Source organism: Polynucleobacter paludilacus (genome assembly GCF_018687595.1).
Lineage (GTDB): Bacteria > Pseudomonadota > Gammaproteobacteria > Burkholderiales > Burkholderiaceae > Polynucleobacter > Polynucleobacter paludilacus.
The window spans coordinates 876,003-900,663 of record NZ_CP061298.1 but is presented as its reverse complement, the minus strand read 5'-3'; the positions used below and the strand labels follow the sequence as shown (position 1 = coordinate 900,663).

Below are 24,661 nucleotides of genomic sequence, written 5' to 3'. Positions count from 1 at the left end.
CTCAATGCTGCTAGGCCTGCATTAATTCCTTTAGTCGCTTGACTGCAGTCTGCGGATCATTCGATCCGGTGATGGCTCTAACCACCGCTACGGATCCAACGCCGCTCTGAGCGACGGCATGAATGCTGGTCTCATCGATTCCACCAATGGCTACTAATGAATAAGCTTGCATTAATTGAGCGTATTTATATAGGCGACCAAGCCCTTGAGGTGCCGTAGGCATTCGTTTGAGTGTCGTTGGAAAGATTGCCCCCATAGCGATGTAGCTAGGACAGAAGCGATCTGCATGAACCATCTCAGCATACCCATGTGTGCTTAAGCCTAAACGGAGGCCAGCATTTCTAATAACATCGAGATCAGCGGTCGCTAAGTCTTCTTGACCCAGATGCACTCCGTAGGCGCCTAACTCAATAGCATCCTGCCAATAGTCATTAATAAAGAGCACAGTCTTACTACCTTTAACTGCCGCTATCGATCTTTTGATTTCAGAGCGAATGTGTTTCGCATCATTGCTCTTTAATCTGAGTTGGACAGTTGGTAGCTCTGCTTCGACCATGCGATTAACCCAGTCAGCATCTGGCATCACTCCGTAGAGTCCTAAGCGCTTAGGGCACTCTGGAAAAGCCTTGGGATTCATGATGCGGGTCCAGGGCAATAAATCAAAGTATTCGGGGCGATTTGGCCATCGCAGTGGATCAAAATTGCCATCATGTTGAACCATTCTTGACCAAGCTTTACCAAGGACTGCGGCATCGGCCTCTATAAATCCCATAGAAACTGCAGCTAAAGTAGCAGCGAGTTCATAGTGATCAACAGCATGCTCATTGTCAATTCGAGGTGGAGGTGAGTTGAGGCTATAGATAGGCAACGGAAGACTCACATCATCGGCTCGGTGTGCAGCCACAATTTGATCGGCGAGGTCGCGAACTAAACTCATATCAATCGATTAAATACTTAGGATTGGTGCCAAAAGGGCTTACCCACTAATGGGGTGCTAGCTTGAGCAGATTCTTGAGCAGGCATTGCTCCCGATAAATATGCAGTGCGACCAGCCTGAGTCGCCAATGAAAATGCTTTAGCCATGGCGATGGGATGATCGGCCAGTGCCACGGCTGTATTGAGTAGAACGCCATCAAATCCCCATTCCATTACAGCGCAGGCATGGGATGGCAGACCAAGACCAGCATCTACTAATAGAGGCACTTGCAGGCGCTCTCGCAGGAGTTTCATGGCAAACGGATTCAGTGGACCTTGACCCGTTCCAATTGGAGCGGCCCAAGGCATCACAGCTTGGCAGCCAACATCAACGAGTCGCTGGCAAAGAATGAGATCTTCAGTGCAATAGGGCAATACCTTGAATCCATCATTGATGAGCGTCTTAGCAGTATCCACTAAGCGCAGGGTATCGGGTTGCAAGGTGTAATCATCACCAATCAACTCGAGCTTAATCCAGTTCGTTTCAAACACTTCTCTGGCCATTTGCGCTGTCGTGATGACCTCTTGAGGGCTATGGCAGCCAGCGGTGTTTGGTAAAACCGGGACTGCCATTTTTTTCAGAAGATCCCAAAAAGCATTTTCACTTTGGCCTGTAGCGCCTTGGCGACGCAAACTGACAGTAATCATCGCTGGTTTTGAGGCGACAACAGCTTCCTCTAAAATCTGTGGGGAAGGGTAGCGCGATGTTCCTAGCAATAGGCGACTGGAAAAATGCTCTCCATAGAGAACCAGATCATCATTACTCAAGGCTTGTTGCTCTTTAAGGGTGTTCATGTTCATAAAAAACTACCCGCCAGTTACCGGTGAAATGACCTCAATCTGATCATTGTCGGCAAGCGTGCATTGACTGTAATTGGATTTAGGAATGAATTGCAAATTAATGGCTACTGCAAAAGGTGGCTGAGCTTGTATAAGGGCTAGAGCATTCTCAAGCTTTGCCCCTTGCGGTAGCTGATGTTCAATCTGATTAATCATCACGCGCATGCGGCTACCCTTGTAGCTGAAGATTGAACTATCTGTAATCCCAATTGACTGGCTGTTCTGCTCGTGCCGCTTTCTAATAGCTCAATCACGCTATCCAAAATAGCTGGGGCAATCATGAAGCCATGTCGATAGAGTCCATTGATCGACATATGCTTAGTGAGACTATTACTCTTACCAATGCAAACTTCAGGCAGGTTGTTTTTTAAGGTTGGTCGACATTGGGTTGCCATTTCCAGGATTCGAGCTTCAGCGAAACCGCTGTGTACTGTATAGACAGCGCTTAGTAATTCCATCGCAGAGCGCACACTCATTTCCGAATGGTCATCTGACTCAATCTCCGTAGCTCCAACCACATAAACGTGATTCTCTTTGGGTGCGATATAGATGGGATAGCGCGGATGTATTAAACGGGTAGGCCTCAGAAGGTTAACTTCTGGGGCATATAGCCGAATCACTTCCCCTCGTACTCCGCGCAGGGAGTTTCCCTGGATTTCTGGCCAATCCGCTTTAGCACCTAGGCCGCGACAATCGATTACCCAATCGTATCGACCGCCTTGCTCTAGAGCCTGAGGCTCTATTGCGTGATTCCAATGCAAATTGACGGGCAAGGTAGAAAGCTCTACCACTAAAGCATTTAACAGTTGCCGATTATCGAGTTGACCCTCATTGGGTAAATAGAGACCTTGACTAAATCGATCGGTAACACTCGGTTCAATCTCCATCAGCCTTGCAGAATCCAGTAGTTCTGGCTCGGTCAGCAAGGGATTACTGCGTTGATTCTTCTGCAAATGCTTAATAAAGCGCTCTGCATCATGCGCATCTTGGGGATGCCACAATATGAGACTGCCATTTTTCTGAAAGAACACCGGACTAGCAAGCTTGGCAAGCAACTCTGGCCAGCGCATCAAACTATGCACGCCCATACTCACAACGCTTTGCTCGGTGATAGCTGACTCGGCTAGTGGTGCCAGCATTGCTGCAGCTACTCGAGCTGCAGACAATGCTGCATCAGGACCGCTTTGATCGTAAAGATCAACTTGAGCACCGGCTTGTGCGAGCTCGACCGCTAGGAGCCGGCCTATTAGGCCAGCACCAATAATCCCAAAGCGCATACTCTCGAATGAAGCCATCGTCAGCTTAAATCAGCTTATTGATAGATCTCGCTACCGCGTTTGCGGAACTCGATGGATTTCTCCTCCATGCCTTTATTGGGATCAATGCCTTCAGCTTTCAAGTTTGCCGCATAGTCACGCACTTCTTGGGTGATCTTCATGGAGCAGAATTTAGGTCCACACATAGAACAGAAGTGGGCAATTTTGGCTCCTTCGGCTGGCAAAGTAGCGTCGTGATATTCACGTGCACGTTCCGGATCCAGACCTAGATTAAATTGATCTTCCCAGCGGAACTCAAAGCGGGCTTTAGATAGGGCGTTATCCCGAATCTGAGCGCCAGGCAAACCCTTGGCAAGATCGGCGCCATGAGCGGCAATCTTGTAGGTGATGATCCCTTCGCGGACATCTTCTTTGTCTGGCAAGCCTAAGTGTTCTTTTGGTGTGACATAGCAGAGCATTGCAGTGCCGTACCAACCGATTTGGGCTGCGCCAATACCGCTGGTGATGTGATCATAGCCAGGGGCAATATCGGTAATCAAGGGCCCCAGTGTATAGAAGGGGGCCTCTAAACAATGCTTCAATTCTTCGGTCATATTCTCTTCAATGCGCTGCATCGGAACGTGGCCAGGACCCTCAATCATCACTTGGACATCGTGCTGCCAGGCTTTAGCAGTGAGTTCACCTAGAGTATGCAGTTCACCAAATTGGGCGGCATCATTAGAGTCAGCAATACAGCCAGGGCGCAAACCATCGCCAAGACTGAATGAAACGTCGTACGCTTTCATAATCTCGCAGATCTCATCGAACTTGGTGTAGAGGAAGTTCTCTTTATGGTGGGCTAGGCACCACTTGGCCATGATCGAACCACCACGCGACACAATGCCGGTAATGCGGTCGGCAGTCAGTGGGACATAACGCAGTAATACGCCAGCATGAATCGTGAAATAGTCGACACCTTGTTCAGCTTGCTCAACCAATGTATCGCGGAACATTTCCCAAGTGAGATCCTCGGCGATACCCCCCGTCTTATCAAGCGCTTGGTAAATGGGCACTGTACCAATTGGCACAGGAGAGTTGCGAATAATCCACTCACGGGTTTCATGAATATGTTTTCCAGTCGATAAATCCATGATGGTGTCAGCACCCCAACGGATTGACCAAACCATTTTCTCGACTTCCTCGTTGATAGAAGAGGTCACAGCAGAGTTACCCAAATTGCCATTGATCTTGACACGGAAATTGCGGCCAATAATCATCGGCTCTAATTCAGGGTGATTAATGTTGGCGGGAATAATGGCGCGACCCGCAGCAATTTCTTGACGGACAAATTCCCCAGTAATAATTTCTGGAAGATTGGCGCCGTAACTCTTACCAGGATGTTGCTTTAATAATTGGGTGTACTCTGGATTCTTGCGCAGTTGCTCTAAACCCATGGACTCACGCAGAGCAACATATTCCATCTCAGGGGTAACAATACCCTTGCGAGCATAATACATTTGGCTCACATTTTGACCCGCTTTTGCAACGCGGGGTGCACGAATATGAGCAAAGCGTAAATGTTGTGTATCGGCATCTTTTGAGCGAGCAACGCCGTAGTCAGATGAGGGGCCTGCGAGTAGTTCGGTGTCATTGCGCTCAGCAATCCAAGTCTCACGTAATGCTGGCAAACCTTTTTCTAAATTGATGACAATCTCAGGATCGCTATAAGGGCCTGAGGTGTCATACACAGGAATAGGAGGGTTGGATACCATTTGCTCCCCAACGCGAGTGGGAAACTGCTCAATCATGCGAACCGGCGCCTTAATATCGGGCCGTGATCCTGTTAAATAGGTTTTGCTTGATGCTGGATAGGCAAACTTTTGACCAAAGTCGCGCTCAAGACTTTTTAGGCTTGGAATTTCGGGTTTTACTTTTGGGTTGCTGCTACTCATATCCATCTCCTGACATATTTAGATGGACGAAACCGGGTGCCGGTCTGATGGAACTCCCCACGCCAGCATTACCTGGTTCGGGTAAGAGGGTCTTTCTCAGCGCCTTCATGTGAAGGGCACCCCTGTTTCATCCTTGGGCTAATTTAACCATGAAATGGCGTTCAGGGGAGAAAACTCCCTTTATTGCTCCGCAATATAAAGTCCGCCGTGACAAAGGCGGCGTCAGTCGTGAATTCATCAGCCAAAATTCGGGCCGCCGCCTCTGCAAGCGAAATCTCAATAAAGCCGCTTACCTCGCCATCATGATTGGTAGGAATAAAATTGCTAGATAGAGCGAGGTCATAGATAAACAGCTGCTCATCATGAAAACCACCCCCTAAAATAGGACGGCGCATATGAACCTTACCAGCGGGTGCAATGTGATTAGCCAGTTGTGGCGGTACGCCAGCTTCTTCCCACAATTCTCGAACAGCGCAAACCCAGGGTGTCTCATCAGCGGCAATGCCGCCAGCTGCCAAGTTGTCTAAGAGGCCTGGATCAGTCCTTTTGCTCTCGCTGCGACGTCCAAGCCATAAGTTTCCCTCCTTAGTAAAGCCATTGATATGGCTGGCAGTGCTGCGCAAACCCAAGGTTCTAAAAGCAGCTCGTTCTAAGCGAAAGTAGGCGTGACCATTGTGATCAATCCAAGAAAACTCTTCATTACGCCAGCCCGGTATAAATCCACCTTGGCGAAGTCGATTGGCTAACTCAGTCAGGCTAGCGGTGATAGCAAAAGGACTGGCATTATCAATCCAGAGGCCATGATGATTCATCTCAATATTAGCAATATGCTTCTCTTCCAGAGACGACTGAATGAAAGGAATGAACTCGGGATTAAGATGACCAAGCATTTGCTTTTCAGCATGTGCACCTTCGAAGAAGATCGGTAAAAAATCGAGCGGTGCAGAGCGAGCGGAGTTCTGCAACATCTCCTCTAAGGCGGCTAAGGTACTGTCGTTTATTTTTTGCATCAGCAGAGTGTAAGAGAAATTGAGGGTGAACTATACGGAATGTCAAGCAAGATATTCTGCTCAAATATTAGGCAAGCCAGCTCGGTCTATATAAATCGGTAACTTAGCAAAACATTTCGGTATTTATCCACAGATGCTGTGGATAACTTTGATAAAAGTGATGGTCCCTCCGCCAGGAGTCGAACCTGGATCTACCGCTTAGGAGGCGGTTGCACTATCCATTGTGCTACAGCGGGTTATCAAAAATCAGTAGCAAAATTACACCACGAGAAACTCAAGAGGCACAAGCCTTTGCTGCAAGAGACGGGTTAAATAACACCCTTTTGTTTTAGCGCCTCAATTGTGCCAGCATCTAGCTGCAATTGTTCTCGCAAGATCTCCCCAGTGTGTTGTCCTAGCATCGGTGGAGGCATTCTGATATCAACAGGAGTTTTCGATAAATGCATAGGACTGGCAACTAATTTCATTTGACCTACGGCTGGGTGAGGAACAGTTAGCTCGATGCCTCTAGCCTTGACTTGAGGGTCTTCGAATACTTCTTTAAAATTATTAATCGGTCCGCAGGGAACTTTGGCTTCTTCGAGTAATGTGATCCATTCCGCTTTCGTCTTTTGGCGCGTCATTTCCTCTAGAAGGGGAATGAGCTGGTCTCGATGCTTAACCCGTTCGGGGTTGTCATTAAAACGTGGATCATCCGCCAAGTGGGCTTGACCACCCACGGTAACAAAGTGTTTGAACTGGCTATTGTTACCAGCGGCAACAATGATCCAGCTGTCGGATGTGGGGAAGGTTTGATAGGGCACGATCGTTGCCGACGCATTTCCTAATCGCTTCGGAATTTCTCCTGAGCATAAATACGCGCTTGATACATTAGCCATAATCGCAATTTGGGTGTCGAGTAAAGCCATATCGATGCATTGCCCTTCACCAGTGCGATCGCGATGGATGAGGGCTGCCAGGATGGCGTTCGTGGCATACATACCAGTCAGAATATCGGCAATCGGAATTCCGGCTTTTTGAGGTGATGCTCCGGGAGTATTTTCGGCTTCACCTGTCACACTCATGAATCCGCCCATGCCTTCAACGATCATGTCATAGCCTGGGCGATTGGCATAAGGGCCAGTTTGACCAAAGCCAGTAATCGAGCAGTAAATTAAATCGGGTTTGATTTTCTGGAGTGCTGCATAGTCAAGACCGTATTTCACCAGCTGACTGACTTTGTAGTTTTCGATCAGAACATCAGACTTCTCGACTAGCTTGCGAATAATGTCTTGCCCCTCCGGGGTGCTGATATCAACCGTGATCGAGCGTTTATTCCGATTAATAGCAATGAAATACGCTGTCTCACTGCTATCGATGCCTTGAGGATCTTTTGCAAAGGGTGGCCCCCAATGACGGGTATCGTCTCCCACACCGGGCTTTTCTACTTTGATCACGTCTGCACCAAGATCAGCTAGATTTTGGGTACACCAGGGACCCGCAAGCACCCGGCTCAGATCTAAAACACGAATATGACTTAAGGCTCCCATGAGCCAATTTTGGCATGAATACAGGGTTAATCATTGAAATTTGAGGGTGTCAGCCAGACATGGCTACAATTTGCGCGAATGGCTACACGTAAAACCTCCGAATACAGCGAATCATCGATTCAGGTCCTGAAAGGCCTTGAACCCGTCCGGCAACGGCCCGGTATGTACACCCGTACCGATAATCCTTTGCACATCATTCAAGAGGTTCTGGATAACGCATCCGATGAGGCGCTAGGCGGATTTGGCAAACACATCATTGTGACCATGCACACTGATGGCAGCGTGAGTGTCGAAGACGATGGTCGAGGTATTCCTGTGGGAATGCATCCTACGGAAAAGCTTCCCGTAGTAGAAATTGTATTCACCCAATTGCATGCTGGCGGTAAGTTTGAAAAAGGCAGCGGTGGCGCTTACGCTTTCTCAGGTGGTCTGCATGGGGTTGGCGTCTCTGTTACTAACGCACTTTCAAAACGATTGGAAGTGACGGTTTGGCGTGATGGGCAAGTTTCCACCTTGACTTTTGCTGACGGCAAGGTGATTGAGAAACTCAAATCTAAAGCATCCAGCAAAGAAGATAAATCGCATGGCACTCGCGTGCGGGCTTGGCCTGATGCAAAGTACTTTGATAGTGCAGCAATTCCAATGCCAGAGTTGATTCGTTTACTCAGATCTAAGGCCGTATTGCTGCCTGGGGTCAAAGTCACTCTCATTCAAGAAAAATCGGGCGACAGTCAAACTTGGCAATATGCTCAGGGCTTACGCGGCTATCTCAATGAAGCAATCGCCCAAGCAGGTCATGGTGCTGAGGTCATTCCTCCATTTGAAGGTGAGCAATATGCCACTGGCAATAGTGATGAAGATGGTTTCGCTGAAGGTGAGGGCGCTGCTTGGGTAGTCGCTTGGACTGAAGATGGCGCACCCGTGCGTGAGAGTTACGTCAATCTGATTCCTACTCCAGCAGGAGGAACTCATGAGAGCGGTTTACGCGAAGGCCTCTTCAATGCTGTCAAAGGCTTTATCGAGATGCATGCCCTACAACCCAAAGGCGTGAAACTGATGCCTGAGGATGTCTTTGCGAGAGCTTCCTTTATTCTGTCTGCCAAAGTGCTAGACCCTCAGTTTCAGGGGCAAATTAAAGAGCGCCTCAACTCACGCGACGCCGTTCGATTGGTCTCGGCCTATTCCAAATCCGCTCTAGAGCTTTGGTTAAACCAGCATGTCGACTATGGTCGTAAGCTTGCTGATCTCGTGATTAAACAGGCGCAAGCTAGAACGCGCGCTGGTCAAAAAGTTGAAAAGAAGAAATCTTCTGGTGTAGCAGTGCTGCCGGGCAAGTTAACCGATTGCGAGAGTCAAGATATCACTATGAATGAAATTTTCCTAGTCGAGGGAGATTCAGCAGGTGGTTCAGCGAAGATGGGTCGCAATAAGGAATATCAGGCAATCTTGCCTCTACGCGGTAAGGTTTTGAACACCTGGGAGGCAGAGCGCGATCGTCTCTTTGCGAATAACGAAGTACACGATATCGCGGTAGCGATCGGCGTTGATCCTCATGGCCCCAATGACGATATCGATTTATCGAATCTACGCTATGGCAAGGTATGCATACTTTCTGATGCTGACGTTGATGGAGCGCATATTCAAGTATTGCTGCTCACTTTGTTCTATAAGCACTTTCCCAAACTGATTGATTTGGGTCATGTCTATATTTCAAGGCCACCTTTGTTTAGAGTCGATGCTCCAGCCCGCGGCAAGAAGCCTGCCCAAAAAATCTATGCCCTCGATGCGAATGAGCTTCAGGCCATTGAAGACAAATTACGCAAGGACGGCGTTCGAGAGAGCGCATGGCAGATCTCTCGCTTTAAAGGTTTGGGAGAAATGAGTGCAGAGCAATTGTGGGATACCACTTTAAACCCCGACACTCGACGTTTGCTGCCTGTAACACTAGGTGAGTGGACCCAGGATGAAACGATTAAAACGATGGATATGTTGATGGGTAAATCCGAATCCGGCGCGCGGCGCGATTGGTTGGAAGAGCGCGGTAATGAAGTTGAGGCAGATATCTAATGGCTACTAAGAAACCCGTTCATAAAACGGTTCCATCAAAACCAACTCAGCCGGTAGAGCAGGCGGATCTTTTTTCCAATGTTCATGAGACCGATATGGTCACAGATCAGTCTTCAAAGTCAGGCGGCAATCCACCCCCACATGATCCCAACAAGGTTGAGCTTAATGAGGATGATAAAGACAGCCTCACGCTAGCAGTCTATGCCGAGCGCGCCTACTTAGATTACGCCATTAGCGTTGTTAAAGGGCGGGCTTTGCCGGATGTCGCTGATGGACAAAAGCCAGTACAACGCCGTATCTTGTTCTCGATGAGCGAGATGGGGCTGCGCGCTGATGCTAAGCCAGTGAAGAGCGCGCGCGTGGTGGGTGATGTGCTGGGTAAGTTTCATCCGCATGGCGACCAATCCGCCTATGATGCTTTGGTTCGTTTGGCGCAAAGCTTTTCCTTGCGCTATCCCTTAATCGATGGTCAGGGTAACTTTGGTTCTCGCGATGGTGATGGCGCAGCTGCCATGCGTTATACCGAAGCGCGCTTAACCAAGATTGCTGGTTTATTGCTTAGTGAGATTGATGAAGGTACGGTGGATTTTGCCCCGAACTATGATGGATCTTTTCAAGAGCCCAAACTATTACCCGCACGTTTACCTTTTGTTCTCCTGAATGGGGCTTCAGGCATTGCGGTGGGTATGGCAACTGAAATACCTTCGCACAACCTTCGTGAAGTCGCTAGCGCAGCCATTGCCTTAATGAAGTCGCCCAAGATGTCGACCGCTGAACTGCTGGAGATCATCCCTGGCCCTGATTTCCCTGGCGGTGGTCAAATTATTTCCCCAGCTAACGAAATTGCCCAGATCTATGAGGGTGGTCGCGGGAGCTTAAAAGTCCGAGCCCGTTGGTCTGTAGAAGAATTGGCTCGCGGTCAGTGGCAAGTGGTCGTAAATGAATTACCACCTTCAACTTCTTCTCAAAAGGTTTTGCAAGAGATTGAAGAGATTACCAACCCTAAAGTCAAGATTGGCAAGAAAACCCTCACGACTGATCAAAACAACCTGAAGTCAACGATCTTGGCGGTATTAGATGGGGTGCGTGACGAGTCAAGTAAAGATGCAGCAGTGCGCTTAGTGTTTGAGCCTAAGAGTAAGAACATCGATCTCAATGAGTTTGTCAATCTCTTGTTAGCCCATACCTCTTTAGAATCCAACGCCCCAATGAATTTGGTGATGATTGGAACTGATGGTCGTCCCCGTCAAAAAGGCCTCAAAGATATTATTTCTGAGTGGATTGGTTTCCGAGTGCAAACCGTCACCCGTCGTACTGAGCACCGTTTGGATAAAGTCAAAGACCGTATGCATATTTTGGAAGGCCGTTTAACGGTGCTTCTCAATATTGATAAGGTCATCAAGATTATTCGCAATAGCGATGAGCCTAAGGCGGATTTGATTACCGCCTTCAAACTCACTGAGCGTCAAGCAGAAGACATTTTGGACATCCGCTTGCGTCAGTTGGCTCGCTTAGAGGGCATTAAGATCGAGCAAGAGCTCAAGGAGCTGAAAACCGAGCGCGATGATCTTGAAGGACTCTTACAAAACGATAGCAATTTACGTAAGCGCATCATCAAAGAGATTGAGTCCGATATGAAAGACTTTGGTGATGATCGTCGCACCATCATCCAAGAAGATAAGCGTGCTATAGCTGAGACTAAGGTGGTTGATGAGCCTGTGACAGTAATTGTTTCTCAAAAAGGTTGGGTACGAGTGCGTCAAGGTCATGAACATGACCCTAGCCAGTTTGCATTTAAGGCTGGTGATGGCATGTATGGCACTTTCGAATGCCGCACGGTCGATGTAATGCAAGGCTTTGGTAGTGATGGTCGCGTTTACACAGTACCGGTGAGCGAGCTCCCAGGTGCGCGTGGAGATGGATCGCCCCTCACCAGCTTTGTGAATTTGGCCGCCGGATCTCAAATGGTGGCGTATTACGCTGGCCATGCTGATGATTTGGTTCTGATCTCTACTCGTGCTGGCAATGGTTTCTTGGCTAATGTGAGCGACATGATGACCCGCAATAAAGCCGGTAAAGCTTTTGTGGGTGTTGATGCTAAGTTCCCAGGTGGAGATGCTCCGCTTGGTGCCGCCAAAGTATCAGTCGGCATGAAACAGGTTGCTTGTTTGTCTGAGAGTGCCAAGCTCTTGGTGTTCCCATTAGATGAGCTCAAGCGTTTACCTGCTGGAGGTAAAGGTGTGATTCTGATGGGTCTTGATCCTAAAGAGACTTTGGCTTCTGCGATTGCAGTCGGCGCTGAAGGCGCATCGTATAGTGGTGCGGGTCGAGCCAGCAAACCAACCGAGCTCAATTTGGATGCCAAGACGCTCAAGACATTTGTCGGTAATCGTGCCCGCAAAGGCCACTTTGTTGAGCCTCGTCTGAAAGACGGTAAGCTCAAAGCCAACTAAAGCAGTGCTTTAAATCTCTGCAATGAGTTCAATTTCGACGCAGGCACCCAAAGGAATTTGAGCGACACCAAAGGCACTGCGTGCGTGCTTGCCTGCATCGCCAAACACTTCGAATAGCAATTCTGAGCATCCATTGATGACTAAGTGCTGTTCAGTGAAGCCTGTGGTTGAGTTAACCAAACCCATCACTTTGATGATGCGTTTGACTCGATCAATCGAGCCTAGGTGATTTTGAAGGGTAGCCAGTAAATCGATGGCTATCGAGCGTGCCGCATTCTTACCTGTTTCGGTATCCATATCGTGCCCCAGCTTGCCAACCCAAACTTTGCCAGCTTGTTTTGCAATATGCCCGGAGAGATAGACGGTATTGCCTGAGGTCGTTGCCATTACATAAGCGGCGGCGGGAGGGCCGGCTGGGGGTAATTCGATGCCTAAAGTCTTGAGGCGATCTGAGGCAAGGGCGGTCATGGTGTTCTCGATAATTGCGAATAGCAGAAAGTATAGGGAAAAATATTGCCTAGAAACGCCAATTCACCAAAAATACGCATTCCAGGCCGTTTGCCTGCAGTCTCCGCTATACTCTCTCAAACTTTTGATCAATCTGCTTCTTGATGATTTCTATGAAAAAACACTTGATTTCCCAATTGGCCCTCTGTGCTAGTTTGGCTTTTACCGCACTTGCAGCGCAAGCCGATGACGTCCAGGGTTCTGCTCAAGCTGGTGCAGGCAAAGTCTGGCTTTGCACTGGTTGCCATTCCATTCCTGACTATCGTGCTGACTACCCTTTGGTCTATCGCGTGCCCATGTTGGGCGGTCAAAATGCGGGCTATATTGCGGTTGCTTTGTCTGAGTATAAAAAGGGCGAGCGCAAGCACCCAACGATGAGAGCGATTGCCGGAAGTCTGTCCGATCAGGATATGGCTGATATCGGCGAATACTATGCCGCGCAAACATCCAGCTCACCGATCAACCCATTGAAGTAATCGAGATATGTCTATGAAATTTGCATTCATCACTACTCTTGTATTTTGTTGCGTTGGCTTGGCCAATGCCGCCAACATTGAAAAAGGTCAGGCTTTGGTAGAGAAGGGTAATTGCACCTCCTGTCATGGTGCTGGACTCAATGCGCCAATTCTGCCGGTCTACCCACGTTTGGCTGGTCAACCTGCCGATTACCTTTACTATGCATTACATGCCTACCAAGTTGGTGGCAGCAATGCGAAGTACGGTCGCAATAACGCCATCATGGCAGGCCAAGTTCAATCCTACTCAGAACAGGACTTAAAAGATATCGCTGCTTATGTATCTTCTTTGCCAGGGACTTTAGTAATTAAAAAGTAATTGCTGTAGTGCATACCAAAATGGCTTAGGATAATCTCCTAAGCCATTGTTTTTTATGGGTAATACCTTAGCATTGAGCTCGAAATCTACCTCGCCGCCTCTAAACCTTGGGCTAGATGTTTGCGCATTGCCATCTCAGCTGCCTTCGCATCCCCTTTCAGGATGGCCTCCAATATTTGCCTGTGCTCTAACAGAGAATTTTGCAATCGCCCGGTTCTATTCAGGGAGTCTTTTCTTTGCAGCTTGAGGACTTTCCGCAAATCACCAATAACCCCGTTTAACCACTTATTCCCAGCGATATCGAGAATCAACTCATGAAATTTCACATTAATTTCAAAAAATTGCTCGATATCGCGATCCGCTGCCGCTTTTTCTAGGCGATGATGAACGTCATCTAATTGATTTAATTGGGATTCATTGGCCTTTAGTGCTGCCTCTTTAGCAGCTTCGCCCTCCAGAAGGGAGAGCACAGTGAAGATTTGCTCTAAATCAGTTCGTTCAACTTCAGTGACATAGGCGCCTCTGCGCAATTTAATCGTCACAAGTCCTTCAGCAGCCAATAATTTAATGGCTTCTCGCATCGGAGTCCTGCTAATCCCAAACTGAACAGCCAGGCTTTGCTCATCTAGCCAGCTCCCTGGAGCTAGTTCATGGGCAAAGATTTGTCCTCTGAGGCGGTCTGCGACATCCTCATATAGGGGGCGATTAATCAGTTTTGTATTCATAATTATGTATACAATATCTAGACAAACCAGGATTTGTCAAGCAAAATGACCATAATTACTTTGCGAGATGAATACAGCCTTAAGGGAGCAATTGATGGCTAGCGATAAAAAAACCAATGCCTCGACTTGGCCTAATGTGCCAAAAGCGAGTCTGGAAGATTGGAATGGCTCAGCGCAAAAATCCGCCCCTAATGGCGATGTTGATAAATTGGGCTGGCAAACACCCGATGGAATTTACTTAAAGGCTTTGTATACCTCTGCCGATCTTGAGAGGCTGAGCTATGCCGATACCTTACCTGGGTTTGAGCCATTTGTGCGTGGCCCACAGGCAACGATGTATTCAGTACGCCCATGGACCATACGTCAATATGCGGGATTTTCAACAGCGGAAGAATCGAATGCCTTTTATCGCAAAGCGCTAGACGCAGGTGGCCAAGGCGTCTCAGTGGCGTTTGATTTGGCAACGCATCGTGGTTACGACTCGGATCATCCTCGTGTGACGGGCGATGTCGGTAAAGCCGGTGTTGCGATTGATTCGGTCGAGGATATGAAAATCTTATTCGACGGCATTCCCTTGGACAAGGTCTCTGTCTCGATGACGATGAACGGTGCGGTGTTACCAGTCTTGGCTGGTTACATCGTGGCTGGTGAAGAACAAGGGGTAAGGCAAGATCAACTCTCGGGCACCATTCAGAATGACATTCTGAAAGAGTTTATGGTGCGTAACACCTACATTTATCCGCCTGAACCATCGATGCGCATTATTGGCGACATCATTGAGTACACCGCTAAGTACATGCCGAAGTTCAACTCGATATCCATTTCGGGTTACCACATGCAAGAAGCAGGGGCCAATCAAGTCTTGGAATTGGCGTTCACCTTGGCAGATGGTCAAGAGTATGTGAAAACAGCGCTAGCCAAAGGCTTGGATATTGACGGATTTGCCGGTCGTCTGTCTTTCTTCTTTGCAATTGGCATGAACTTCTATTTAGAAGTTGCTAAGTTACGCGCAGCAAGACTCTTATGGTGGCGCATCATGAAATCATTCGAGCCTAAGAGTCCGAAGTCGCTGATGCTCCGGACGCATTGCCAGACCTCAGGCTGGTCTTTGACTGAGCAAGACCCCTATAACAATATCGTTCGCACTACGGTTGAGGCAATGGCAGCTGTGTTCGGCGGAACGCAGTCGCTGCATACCAACTCCTTTGACGAGGCAATTGCTTTGCCCTCTGAGACCTCAAGCCGCATTGCTCGCAATACCCAGTTGATTTTGCAAGAAGAGACCCATATCACTAGTGTGATCGATCCTTGGGCTGGCTCATACATGATGGAGAACCTCACGCAAGAGATGGCTGACAAAGCATGGGAAATTATCGAAGAAGTCGAAGCCATGGGTGGCATGACCAAAGCAGTAGAAAGTGGCTGGGCCAAGCTGAAGATTGAAGCTGCTGCTGCAGAAAAGCAAGCCAAGATTGACTCTGGTTCGGATGTCATTGTGGGTGTGAATAAATACAAGCTTGGCAAAGAAGATTTGGTCGATGTATTGATGATCGATAATGACAAGGTGCGTGATAGTCAGATCGCTCGCTTAAAAAATATCAAAGCCAAACGTGATCAGAAGAAAGTCGATGTAGCACTTGATGCTTTATCCAAAGCCGCAGAAGAGAACACCGGTAATTTATTAGGACTTGCTGTGGATGCAATGCGTTTACGTGCTACGGTCGGTGAAGTCTCAGACGCATTAGAGAAAGTTTACGGGCGCCATCGCGCCGATACGCAAAAGGTGACCGGAGTGTATGCAGCTGCCTATGACTCAGCCGAGGGCTGGGAAAAACTCAAAGTAGAAATTGGTGATTTCGCAAAAGACTTCGGTCGTCGTCCTCGAGTGATGATTGCCAAATTGGGTCAAGACGGTCATGACCGTGGCGCCAAAGTAGTCGCCACCGCCTTTGCGGATTTAGGTTTTGACGTTGACATTGGCCCCTTGTTTCAGACGCCTGAAGAGTGTGCCCGTCAAGCAATCGAGAATGATGTACATGCTTTAGGAATCTCGACTTTAGCTGCTGGCCATAAAACATTAGTCCCTGCGATTATTCAAGAGCTTAAAAAACAGGGTGCTGATGACATCATCGTGTTTGTGGGTGGTGTAATTCCACGCCAAGACTATGAATTCTTATACGAAGCAGGAGTGAAGGGTATCTACGGACCAGGTACACCGATCCCAGCTTCAGCGAAAGATGTGCTTGAGCAAATTCGGAAACAGGTTAATCCTAGCTAAGTCTAGGAATCAAAACCCATGATGAATGCCGCTGATCAATCCTTAATTGAGGATCTCACTGGTCAACCATCGCCAGCGCAACGTCGTGCACTGGCGAAGATCATTACTCTTTTGGAATCCACGCGCTCAGATCACCGCAAGCGCGCAGACGAAGCGCTCAATGCATTGCTACCTAAGACAGGAAAGTCCTTTCGTTTAGGTATCTCTGGTGTGCCTGGTGTTGGTAAATCCACTTTAATTGAAACCCTGGGTCTCTATTTGATCGACAAAGGACATCGGGTTGCGGTCTTAGCAATCGATCCTTCATCCAGCATCTCGGGTGGATCGATTCTGGGTGATAAGACTCGCATGGAGCGCCTGTCAGTTCATGAGCATGCCTTTATTCGGCCAAGCCCCTCGTCAGGGACTTTAGGTGGTGTTGCAGAAAAAACCCGTGAAGCATTACTCGTTGCTGAAGCAGCAGGTCACGATGTAGTGATCGTTGAAACTGTGGGCGTGGGACAAAGTGAGATTGCTGTAGCAGGCATGACAGACCTATTTCTCTTGCTTCAACTTCCCAATGCTGGCGATGATCTCCAGGCTATTAAAAAAGGTGTGATGGAGTTGGCTGACCTGATCGTCATTAATAAAGCAGATATTGATCCGAATGCCGCTATGAGAGCGCAAGCCTTTATTACGAGCTCACTGCGCTTACTTGGCTTTCAGGGCAATCCGGACCATGCTTCTCACCAAGCAGATTATTGGCACCCCGTCGTTATGAGTTTGAGTGCTCTCAATGGCCAAGGCGTTCCAGAACTCTGGGACAACATTCTGCGCTTTCAGAAATTGCAGACTGCGAATGGCAAGTTAGAGGAGCGTCGGAAACAACAGGCAGGCTCATGGATGTGGGAACGCATCGATGCCGGACTAAAGCACGCCTTCCGAAGCCATCCTGAAGTGCAAGCACTATTACCCAGACTCAGTGCTGAGGTAAATGCTGGAACCATGGCTGCCTCGGTAGCGGCGCGTCGCTTGCTTGAGGCGATGGGCCATGAATTTTTCTAAGGAAATGTTATGAAAGAAATCATCCAACAGCTCGAAGATCAGCGTGAATTAGCGCGACTAGGTGGAGGGCAAAAACGAATTCAGGCTCAACACGCTAAAGGCAAACTAACCGCCCGTGAACGTATTGAATTACTGCTCGACGCTGGCTCTTTTGAAGAGTGGGATATGTTTGTTGAGCATCGTTGCCATGATTTTGGTATGGATGAACAAACTGTACCCGGTGATGGTGTAGTAACGGGTTACGGCATGATTAATGGCCGCTTAGTGTTTGTCTTCTCGCAAGACTTTACCGTATTGGGAGGATCACTTTCAGAGGCTCATGCAGAAAAGATCTGCAAGATCATGGATCAGGCCATGAAAGTCGGCGCCCCAGTAATTGGCTTGAATGACTCTGGTGGTGCACGAATTCAGGAGGGTGTTGCCTCTTTGGGCGGCTATGCAGAAATCTTTCAGCGCAATGTCACCGCTTCCGGCGTCATTCCGCAAATTTCCTTAATCATGGGCCCGTCTGCCGGTGGTGCAGTCTATTCGCCCGCATTGACTGACTTTATCTTTATGGTCAAAGATAGCTCTTATATGTTTGTAACGGGTCCTGAGGTGGTGAAGACCGTCACGCACGAGGACGTGACTGCAGAAGAGCTAGGTGGTGCAATGACGCATTCCACAGTATCTGGAGTATGTGATCTTGCTTTTGAGAATGATGTTGAAGCAATCATGATGCTCAGACGCTTCTTTAACTACTTACCACTCTCAAATCGTGAGAAGCCTCCGGTTGTCAAGATCCCCAATCGGCATGAAGAGCCTGATTATTCATTAGATACCTTGGTGCCATCGAATCCGAACCAGCCTTATGACATCAAAGAACTGATCCATAAGATGGTTGACGATAGCGAGTTCTTTGAGCTGCAACCTGATTTTGCCAAGAACATCATCATTGGCTTTGCCCGTATCGAAGGCTCGACTGTTGGCATTGTTGCGAATCAGCCCTTAGTGCTAGCAGGTTGTCTCGATATCAAAGCCTCCATCAAAGCAGCGAGGTTTGTCCGCTTTTGCGATGCTTTTAATATCCCTGTCGTGACATTGGTCGATGTACCAGGATTTATGCCAGGGACTGCACAAGAATACGGCGGCATTATCAAGCATGGCGCTAAGTTGCTGTATGCGTATGCTGATTGCACAGTCCCGAAGGTAACTTTAATTACTCGCAAGGCTTACGGCGGTGCTTATGATGTCATGGCATCAAAACACTTGCGTGGCGATGTCAATTTCGCATGGCCATCGGCAGAAATTGCAGTGATGGGTCCAAAAGGCGCGGTAGAAATTATTTTCCGTGAAGAAAAATCCGACCCCGCCAAAATTGCAGCAAGAGAGGCAGAGTACAAAGCCAAGTTTGCCAATCCTTTTGTAGCAGGACGCCGTGGCTATATCGACGATGTGATCTTGCCTCACGAGACGCGTAAACGGATTGCGAGATCTTTAGCCATGTTGAAAGATAAAGAATTACAGAACCCCGCCCGTAAACACGGCAATATTCCTTTATAAGGCGGCCAATCATGACTACGAAGATGTTTAAGAAAATTCTCATTGCCAATCGCGGCGAAATTGCTTGCCGTGTCATCAAGACAGCTCAAAAGATGGGCATTAAAACGGTTGCCGTTTATTCGGAGGCTGATAAAGAGGCTCGCCATATACAGCTGGCGGATGAAGCTGTGTTGATTGGACCAGCACCTTCACGTGAATCCTATCTGGTAATGGATCGCATTATTCAGGCTTGCAAGGATACCGGCGCTGAGGCAGTTCATCCAGGCTATGGCTTCTTATCCGAAAACGAACAGTTTGCTAAGCGTTGTGAAGAAGAGGGCATTGTCTTTATTGGGCCAAAGCATCAGTCGATTGCAGCAATGGGAGACAAGATTGCCTCCAAGAAATTAGCACTCGAAGCTAAAGTTAATACCATTCCTGGTCATAACGAGGCAATCGCTACGACTGAAGAGGCTGTAAAAATCGCCCAGGGTATTGGGTATCCAGTCATGATCAAAGCCTCTGCTGGTGGTGGTGGCAAAGGTTTGCGTGTTGCATTCAATGATAAAGAAGCTGCTGAGGGATTTGCAGCATGCAAGACTGAGGCGATGAATAGCTTTGGTGATGATCGGATCTTTATCGAGAAATTTGTTGAGGGCCCGCGCCATATTGAAATCCAAGTTTTGGGTGATGCGTACGGTAATACGGTTTATTTAGGCGAGCGAGATTGCTCGATTCAGCGCCGTCATCAAAAAGTCATCGAAGAAGCACCATCCCCATTTATTGATCCCGCAACCCGTAAAGCAATGGGCGAACAAGCGGTAGCTTTAGCTAAGGCCGTGAACTACCAATCCGCTGGTACGGTCGAGTTTGTGGTTGGCAAAGACAAGTCTTTTTACTTTCTTGAGATGAATACGCGCTTGCAAGTAGAGCATCCAGTTACTGAGGGAATCACTGGTTTAGATCTAGTTGAGCAGATGATTCGGGTTGCTGCTGGCGAAAAGTTGGCATTTAAGCAAGATGACATCAAACTCAATGGCTGGTCAATGGAATGCCGTATCAATGCGGATGATCCATTCCGGAACTTCTTGCCCTCTACTGGCCGTCTTGTTAAATATCGTCCACCGGAAGAGCAAGATGGCGTGCGTGTTGATACAGGTGTCTATGAGGGAGGCGAGATCCCCATGTATTACGACTCAATGATTGCAAAGTTGATTGTCCATGGCAAGGATCGTGCAGCAGCAATCGAAAAGATGCGTGATGCCCTGAACAACTTTGTGATTCGGGGGATTCATTCAAACGTCCCTTTCCAGGCTGCTTTATTGCAACATCCTCGCTTTGTTTCTGGTGACTTCACAACTGGTTTTATCGCAGAGGAGTATCCGCAGGGCTTTAAAAAGGATTCTGTTCAACCCGCCGACCCCAATAGATTGGCGGCTTTAGCAGCATTCATGCGTTACCGCTATCTTGAACACATCAAGTTGATTGATGGTCAGTTAGCTGGGCACGAGATGGTCATTGCAAAAGAATTCGTGATTGTTACTGGTAAACGGGTCGGTGCAAGTGAAGCTCCATATGAGCTACCAGCCCGCATTGAGTTAAAACAAGGTGTCTATTCTGTTTATATCAATACCGCCGACGGCTTGAGTCGCTACGATATCGAGAGTGCTTGGCGTCCTGGTGATATCACTTTGCATGCCAGAATCAATGGCACCAGTAAGATCACCGCCCAAGTGGAGCGTCGTGGTGTGAAGTACCATCTCGTCCTTGATGGTGCCCAATATGACTGTATGGTGCTGAGCTCCTTCGGCGCTGAAATGCAGCGTCGTATGCCTATCAAGCTTCCACCCGATACCTCTAAATTGGTTTTATCTCCTATGCCGGGCCTGCTAACAAAAATATTTGTTAAAGCAGGTGAGAGCGTCACTGCAGGGCAAAAGCTCGCAGCAATCGAAGCAATGAAGATGGAAAATACCCTGAGCGCAGCTCAAGACGGCATCATCGCTGAGATTTGCGCGAAAGAGGGTGATAGCTTGGCAGTAGATCAACTGATTATCCGTTTCGAGTAAAGAGTAAAAATGACAAAGCCCTTTCGTATTCTTGGGATTCAGCAGATCGCCATTGGTGGTGAAAGCAAAGAACGCCTGCGAAAACTCTGGATTGAGCTGCTTGGATTTGAATATCTCAGCACTTTCGTCTCGGAGCGGGAGAATGTGGACGAAGATATTTGTGCAATCGGAATGGGTGTACATCAGGTAGAGGTTGATTTAATGCAACCCTATGACATTGATAAAAAGCCTGCCGTTCATCAAACCCCCTTAAACCATATCGGTCTTTGGGTCGATGATTTACCTAAAGCGGTTGAATGGCTCAGTGCTCAAGGGATGCGATTTGCTCCGGGCGGTATTCGTAAGGGGGCTGCGGGTCACGACATTACCTTCATACACCCCAAAGGAAATGAAGAATTTCCCTATGGCGGTGAAGGTGTTCTAATTGAGCTAGTACAGGCTCCGGCAGAGATCATTCAGAGCTTGAGTCCTTAGATATTTTTTTATAGGCTTAGCTTGTCGCGTTTACTTGCAATTGATACTTCATCCTCTTGGTGTTCAGTAGCCCTCAGCTTTGGGTCTGAACAGCCGTTATTTCGTCATGAAAAATTATCGTCAGCCGCCAGCCAGCATCTCTTGCCTTGGATTGATGTGCTTTTGCAAGAGGCGAATCTGGAGCTCCAAGATTTGGATGCGATTGCTGTAGATATCGGGCCCGGTGCCTTTACAGGCGTTCGATTAGGGCTTGCAGTTACACAAGGTCTAGCACTCAGTGCAAATCTGCCAGTGATACCGGTAATGAGCTTGGATGCAATCGCAGCCCAATTGAATCAGAGCGGATCATCAAATAATCAGACAAACAATCTAGTAGTGGCGATTGATGCTCGAATGGATGAGGTTTACTGGGCTCAGTATCAATTGCAGTCGAACGCGCGGCCTAAGCGTATCTCTGATGCACGTCTTAGCGCACCAGAGTTGGTTGAGCTAAGCGAGGCAGATATCGTGATAGGGAGTGCGATCTTAGAGTATGGCGATCGTTTGCTAACACCAAATGCCATCATCAAGCAAGATCAAATTGGTGCGCACGCCTTAGGTGTGCTCATCTGCGCCCAAGCAATGTGGGACCAAGGAATGCAAATACCCGTAGATCAATTAGAACCTCTTTATGTCCGCAACAAAGTTGCCTTTACGACCGAAGAGCGTTTGCATCATGGCCAACTCAAATAATGGCAAGCTCAGTTGAGTTGGCTTTTTTGCCAATGCAAAGCGACGATCTAGATGAGGTTTTGTCTATCGAGCAAATCTCCCATGCACATCCTTGGACCAAGGGTAATTTCAATGATTCATTAGCAGCTGGTCATTGGGCTTACTGCATCAGGCCTGAATCAGATGGTGCCCAGCTGGGCACCTATTTAGATCCTAAGGTGTTGTGGGCTTATTGTGTTCTCTACCCGGCAGTGGATGAATTACATCTCCTAAATATCACCGTCTCGCCTAAATTACGTCGTCTTGGTATAGCGGCAAGAATCATGAATACCATTGAGGGCATTGCCGCTACTCGCCTAATGCCTCGGATCATCCTGGAAGTCAGGCCATCCAATATTCCGGCAATTACCCTATACGAGGGTCTTGGCTATCAAACTATTGGGGTTCGTAAAGCCTACTATCCAGCCGATCAGGCCACTGGTCAACGAGAAGATGCCCAGGTGATGGCCAAATCGATTAATCTAGCGCAATGAATACAATAAGCAATTCCAACTCAGCCCTTTTAAAAGAGATGGGTATTTCTGAATGGGTTGCCAGAGACTCTGCTCAAGCCTCTCAGATTGAGGAGCCTACCCCTGTTTCTTCTCAAGCCAAGCCGCGGGGTATATGGTGGTTCTTTGGGATCAAACCAAAGGGTGATACAGAGATTTTGTTTCAGAACCTCATTCGCGTTTTGGGTTTAGATTCCAAAGAATGGCTTTGGTGTGAGCCTGCTAATAAGGCGAAGCTGGCTAGACCAGATGAAGCCTTACCCGTAATTTCAATTGCCTTTGGCGGTCAAGCAGTCCAAGCGATGACTGGGGAAAGAGATCCTCTAGAAGAGTTACGAGACACCATCCTAGAGTTAAATCGAGAGGGGCTTGAAGAGATTCCCTTGGTTCCTTCTTTTACCCTAGAACATTTCATCGCCAGGCCGCAAGATAAAAGATTGTTATGGCAAGACCTTTTACTAGCCAAATCTGTTTTACATAGCCTGTAGGGAAATTGCTGTTGATTTAGTGCTTGTGCTCACCAATCAGATGCAGAGAGTCATATTCAGCTTGGTTTGCTTTATGTCGGCGCATGACCAAATACATGATTAAGCAGACCACTAGACCAAAGCCAATGATGACGTACTTTACTGGAAAATCAAGCCAAATCAGTAGTGAATAGCTTGCCAGCATCAATAGCACTGAAATATTCTCATTGAAGTTCTGGACTGCAATTGAATGTCCAGCCGACATCAGTACATGACCTCGATGTTGAAGCAGCGCATTCATTGGAACGACAAAATATCCTGCTAAACAACCCACTAGCATGAGCAAGAAATACGCTGGCAACAGATTCAGATGAAGCTTCAAGGAGTAAAAATTGACCAAGACAAGATCGGGCAACATGTCAGAGTTATACAAGGCGAGGGTACTTACCACCACACCCATGGCGATGCCGTAAGGCAACACTGTTAGAGATTTACGCAAAGGTACCCGCCAAGCAGCCCATACTGCGCCGCCAGCGACTCCTACAGCAGTGATGGCTTGCAAAATAGCGCCTTGCGATAAATTCATATGCAAAGATACTTCTGCCCACTTAATGACGATGAATTGGAGGGTGGCGCCTGCACCCCAGAAGAGTGTTGTCACTGCTAGGGAAATTTGACCTAAACGGTCATTCCAGAGTGTCACAAAGCAGTGGGCAAAATCTTTAATGAGCTCTATGGGATTGGTCTTTTGCGCTAGGTAACGTGCGCCCGTATCAGGAATGCGTAAATTAATCAGTGCTGCAATCAGATAGATAAACATAGTGATCAAGATCGCTGATTCGGCAGGGGTATCGATCCCGGTATCAATCATGGGCATATCAAAGCTCAGAAGTGAACTGGAAACATTGCTGCTAATCAGAATGCCGCCCAGAACAGTGCCCAAAATGATCGAGCTAACGGTTAAGCCTTCAATCCAGCCGTTCGCCGCAACAAGTTTTTCTGGTGGCAATAGTTCAGTCAATATTCCATATTTGGCTGGCGAGTAGGCTGCCGCCCCCAAACCTACTATTGCATATGAGATCAGTGGATGTGCGCCACAGAGCATAAAGACGCACCCAACAAATTTAATGGTGTTGGTAATGAACATCACATTGCCTTTGGGCCTCGAATCAGCGAAGGCGCCAACAAAAGCGGCCAGCAATACATAGGACAAGACAAAGAATAATTTCAGTAAAGGGGTCATCCAGGCCGGAGCTTGAAGCTGGACCAGAAGAGCGATTGCTGCAATGAGCAAGGCATTGTCGGCGAGCGACGAAAAAAATTGCGCCGCCATAATGGTGTAAAAACTACGGTTCATTCGTACAATCTAGTCATTGCATCAATTAAAACACGAAAGGG

At 48.0% G+C, this 24,661-nt stretch carries 22 protein-coding genes, 1 tRNA gene and 1 riboswitch; of the genes, 12 read left to right on the top strand and 11 right to left on the bottom strand.

Going from position 1 to position 24,661, the window contains the following annotated elements; genetic code table 11:
* Positions 1-10: 10 nt before the first annotated feature.
* The 8 genes from AOC06_RS04790 to AOC06_RS04755 form a co-directional block, all read right to left on the bottom strand.
* Entirely contained in the window at positions 11-937 is a 927-nt protein-coding gene (locus tag AOC06_RS04790) for a thiamine phosphate synthase (RefSeq protein WP_215379056.1), read from the bottom strand.
* A gap of 17 nt (positions 938-954) precedes the next feature.
* Complete coding sequence (locus AOC06_RS04785; RefSeq protein WP_215379055.1) at positions 955-1,770, bottom strand: thiazole synthase; 816 nt, start codon at positions 1,768-1,770, stop codon at positions 955-957.
* A 12-nt stretch (positions 1,771-1,782) separates the two neighbouring features.
* Positions 1,783-1,980 carry a sulfur carrier protein ThiS gene (gene thiS / locus AOC06_RS04780; RefSeq protein ID WP_215379053.1) on the bottom strand — a complete coding sequence of 66 codons (198 nt, stop codon included), beginning with the start codon at positions 1,978-1,980 and terminating at the stop codon, positions 1,783-1,785.
* Entirely contained in the window at positions 1,971-3,110 is a 1,140-nt protein-coding gene (locus AOC06_RS04775; protein WP_215379051.1) for an FAD-dependent oxidoreductase, read from the bottom strand. Before AOC06_RS04775 ends, thiS begins: the two co-directional genes overlap by 10 nt.
* A gap of 17 nt (positions 3,111-3,127) precedes the next feature.
* The gene (thiC, locus tag AOC06_RS04770; RefSeq protein WP_255879881.1) at positions 3,128-5,023 is read right to left on the bottom strand and encodes a phosphomethylpyrimidine synthase ThiC; all 1,896 of its coding nucleotides are present in this window, start codon (positions 5,021-5,023) and stop codon (positions 3,128-3,130) included.
* Positions 5,024-5,060: 37 nt separating this feature from the next.
* A riboswitch (TPP riboswitch) is annotated at positions 5,061-5,157 on the bottom strand.
* A gap of 27 nt (positions 5,158-5,184) precedes the next feature.
* Positions 5,185-6,033: an NUDIX hydrolase gene (locus tag AOC06_RS04765; protein ID WP_215379049.1), complete on the bottom strand. Its 849-nt coding sequence runs from the start codon at positions 6,031-6,033 to the stop codon at positions 5,185-5,187.
* A 161-nt stretch (positions 6,034-6,194) separates the two neighbouring features.
* Positions 6,195-6,269, bottom strand: a tRNA-Arg gene (locus AOC06_RS04760).
* 72 nt (positions 6,270-6,341) lie between these two features.
* Complete coding sequence (locus AOC06_RS04755; protein WP_215379046.1) at positions 6,342-7,562, bottom strand: CaiB/BaiF CoA transferase family protein; 1,221 nt, start codon at positions 7,560-7,562, stop codon at positions 6,342-6,344.
* 78 nt (positions 7,563-7,640) lie between these two features.
* Here AOC06_RS04755 and AOC06_RS04750 point away from each other — a divergent pair, with 78 nt between their 5' ends.
* Together AOC06_RS04750 and parC are read left to right on the top strand one after the other, a co-directional pair.
* Positions 7,641-9,629: a DNA topoisomerase IV subunit B gene (locus AOC06_RS04750; protein ID WP_215379044.1), complete on the top strand. Its 1,989-nt coding sequence runs from the start codon at positions 7,641-7,643 to the stop codon at positions 9,627-9,629.
* A gap of 95 nt (positions 9,630-9,724) precedes the next feature.
* Complete coding sequence (gene parC, locus AOC06_RS04745; RefSeq protein WP_255880085.1) at positions 9,725-12,082, top strand: DNA topoisomerase IV subunit A; 2,358 nt, start codon at positions 9,725-9,727, stop codon at positions 12,080-12,082.
* Positions 12,083-12,091: 9 nt separating this feature from the next.
* Here parC and AOC06_RS04740 read toward each other — a convergent pair whose 3' ends face one another.
* On the bottom strand, positions 12,092-12,550 hold the full coding sequence (locus AOC06_RS04740) for a RidA family protein (RefSeq protein ID WP_215379041.1): 459 nt from the start codon (positions 12,548-12,550) through the stop codon (positions 12,092-12,094).
* A 152-nt stretch (positions 12,551-12,702) separates the two neighbouring features.
* On the opposite strand from AOC06_RS04740, the gene AOC06_RS04735 reads away from it, so the two are divergent.
* Positions 12,703-13,065, top strand: a complete 363-nt coding sequence (locus AOC06_RS04735) for a c-type cytochrome (protein WP_215379038.1) — start codon at positions 12,703-12,705, stop codon at positions 13,063-13,065.
* A gap of 13 nt (positions 13,066-13,078) precedes the next feature.
* Positions 13,079-13,423 carry a c-type cytochrome gene (locus AOC06_RS04730; protein WP_215337157.1) on the top strand — a complete coding sequence of 115 codons (345 nt, stop codon included), beginning with the start codon at positions 13,079-13,081 and terminating at the stop codon, positions 13,421-13,423.
* Positions 13,424-13,509: 86 nt separating this feature from the next.
* On the opposite strand, the gene AOC06_RS04725 is transcribed toward AOC06_RS04730, so the two are convergent.
* Entirely contained in the window at positions 13,510-14,148 is a 639-nt protein-coding gene (locus tag AOC06_RS04725) for a GntR family transcriptional regulator (protein WP_215379036.1), read from the bottom strand.
* Between the two features lie 94 nt (positions 14,149-14,242).
* On the opposite strand from AOC06_RS04725, the gene scpA reads away from it, so the two are divergent.
* Genes scpA through AOC06_RS04685 form a run of 8 tightly spaced genes read left to right on the top strand, consistent with a single transcriptional unit; the run spans position 14,243 to position 23,284 of the window.
* The gene (scpA, locus tag AOC06_RS04720) at positions 14,243-16,426 is read left to right on the top strand and encodes a methylmalonyl-CoA mutase (RefSeq protein WP_215381821.1); all 2,184 of its coding nucleotides are present in this window, start codon (positions 14,243-14,245) and stop codon (positions 16,424-16,426) included.
* Between the two features lie 18 nt (positions 16,427-16,444).
* Positions 16,445-17,470, top strand: a complete 1,026-nt coding sequence (gene meaB / locus AOC06_RS04715; protein ID WP_215379033.1) for a methylmalonyl Co-A mutase-associated GTPase MeaB — start codon at positions 16,445-16,447, stop codon at positions 17,468-17,470.
* A gap of 9 nt (positions 17,471-17,479) precedes the next feature.
* Positions 17,480-19,012, top strand: a complete 1,533-nt coding sequence (locus tag AOC06_RS04710; protein WP_215379030.1) for an acyl-CoA carboxylase subunit beta — start codon at positions 17,480-17,482, stop codon at positions 19,010-19,012.
* A gap of 23 nt (positions 19,013-19,035) precedes the next feature.
* Positions 19,036-21,060 carry an acetyl-CoA carboxylase biotin carboxylase subunit gene (accC, locus tag AOC06_RS04705; protein ID WP_215381820.1) on the top strand — a complete coding sequence of 675 codons (2,025 nt, stop codon included), beginning with the start codon at positions 19,036-19,038 and terminating at the stop codon, positions 21,058-21,060.
* Between the two features lie 9 nt (positions 21,061-21,069).
* Positions 21,070-21,534, top strand: coding sequence for a VOC family protein (locus AOC06_RS04700; protein ID WP_215379028.1), 465 nt, complete (start codon positions 21,070-21,072; stop codon positions 21,532-21,534).
* Between the two features lie 21 nt (positions 21,535-21,555).
* Positions 21,556-22,266 (top strand): tRNA (adenosine(37)-N6)-threonylcarbamoyltransferase complex dimerization subunit type 1 TsaB, encoded by a 711-nt coding sequence (gene tsaB / locus AOC06_RS04695; protein ID WP_255879876.1) that lies wholly within the window; start codon positions 21,556-21,558, stop codon positions 22,264-22,266.
* The gene (rimI, locus tag AOC06_RS04690; protein WP_215379026.1) at positions 22,266-22,778 is read left to right on the top strand and encodes a ribosomal protein S18-alanine N-acetyltransferase; all 513 of its coding nucleotides are present in this window, start codon (positions 22,266-22,268) and stop codon (positions 22,776-22,778) included. The genes tsaB and rimI overlap by 1 nt, the downstream gene beginning before the upstream one ends.
* A complete protein-coding gene (locus AOC06_RS04685; RefSeq protein WP_215379024.1) occupies positions 22,775-23,284 on the top strand; it encodes a DNA polymerase III subunit psi in 510 nt (169 codons plus the stop codon). Before rimI ends, AOC06_RS04685 begins: the two co-directional genes overlap by 4 nt.
* 16 nt (positions 23,285-23,300) lie before the next feature.
* Here AOC06_RS04685 and lplT read toward each other — a convergent pair whose 3' ends face one another.
* Positions 23,301-24,620, bottom strand: coding sequence for a lysophospholipid transporter LplT (gene lplT, locus AOC06_RS04680; RefSeq protein WP_215379022.1), 1,320 nt, complete (start codon positions 24,618-24,620; stop codon positions 23,301-23,303).
* Positions 24,621-24,661: the final 41 nt, after the last annotated feature.

Coding starts and splice junctions, on each gene's coding strand:
- AOC06_RS04790 (WP_215379056.1), bottom strand. CDS start 937: ATGAGTTTAGTTCGCGACCTCGCCGATCAAATTGTGGCTGCACACCGA.
- AOC06_RS04785 (WP_215379055.1), bottom strand. CDS start 1,770: ATGAACACCCTTAAAGAGCAACAAGCCTTGAGTAATGATGATCTGGTT.
- thiS (WP_215379053.1), bottom strand. CDS start 1,980: ATGCGCGTGATGATTAATCAGATTGAACATCAGCTACCGCAAGGGGCA.
- AOC06_RS04775 (WP_215379051.1), bottom strand. CDS start 3,110: ATGGCTTCATTCGAGAGTATGCGCTTTGGGATTATTGGTGCTGGCCTA.
- thiC (WP_255879881.1), bottom strand. CDS start 5,023: ATGAGTAGCAGCAACCCAAAAGTAAAACCCGAAATTCCAAGCCTAAAA.
- AOC06_RS04765 (WP_215379049.1), bottom strand. CDS start 6,033: ATGCAAAAAATAAACGACAGTACCTTAGCCGCCTTAGAGGAGATGTTG.
- AOC06_RS04755 (WP_215379046.1), bottom strand. CDS start 7,562: ATGGGAGCCTTAAGTCATATTCGTGTTTTAGATCTGAGCCGGGTGCTT.
- AOC06_RS04750 (WP_215379044.1), top strand. CDS start 7,641: ATGGCTACACGTAAAACCTCCGAATACAGCGAATCATCGATTCAGGTC.
- parC (WP_255880085.1), top strand. CDS start 9,725: ATGGTCACAGATCAGTCTTCAAAGTCAGGCGGCAATCCACCCCCACAT.
- AOC06_RS04740 (WP_215379041.1), bottom strand. CDS start 12,550: ATGACCGCCCTTGCCTCAGATCGCCTCAAGACTTTAGGCATCGAATTA.
- AOC06_RS04735 (WP_215379038.1), top strand. CDS start 12,703: ATGAAAAAACACTTGATTTCCCAATTGGCCCTCTGTGCTAGTTTGGCT.
- AOC06_RS04730 (WP_215337157.1), top strand. CDS start 13,079: ATGAAATTTGCATTCATCACTACTCTTGTATTTTGTTGCGTTGGCTTG.
- AOC06_RS04725 (WP_215379036.1), bottom strand. CDS start 14,148: ATGAATACAAAACTGATTAATCGCCCCCTATATGAGGATGTCGCAGAC.
- scpA (WP_215381821.1), top strand. CDS start 14,243: ATGGCTAGCGATAAAAAAACCAATGCCTCGACTTGGCCTAATGTGCCA.
- meaB (WP_215379033.1), top strand. CDS start 16,445: ATGATGAATGCCGCTGATCAATCCTTAATTGAGGATCTCACTGGTCAA.
- AOC06_RS04710 (WP_215379030.1), top strand. CDS start 17,480: ATGAAAGAAATCATCCAACAGCTCGAAGATCAGCGTGAATTAGCGCGA.
- accC (WP_215381820.1), top strand. CDS start 19,036: ATGTTTAAGAAAATTCTCATTGCCAATCGCGGCGAAATTGCTTGCCGT.
- AOC06_RS04700 (WP_215379028.1), top strand. CDS start 21,070: ATGACAAAGCCCTTTCGTATTCTTGGGATTCAGCAGATCGCCATTGGT.
- rimI (WP_215379026.1), top strand. CDS start 22,266: ATGGCAAGCTCAGTTGAGTTGGCTTTTTTGCCAATGCAAAGCGACGAT.
- AOC06_RS04685 (WP_215379024.1), top strand. CDS start 22,775: ATGAATACAATAAGCAATTCCAACTCAGCCCTTTTAAAAGAGATGGGT.
- lplT (WP_215379022.1), bottom strand. CDS start 24,620: ATGAACCGTAGTTTTTACACCATTATGGCGGCGCAATTTTTTTCGTCG.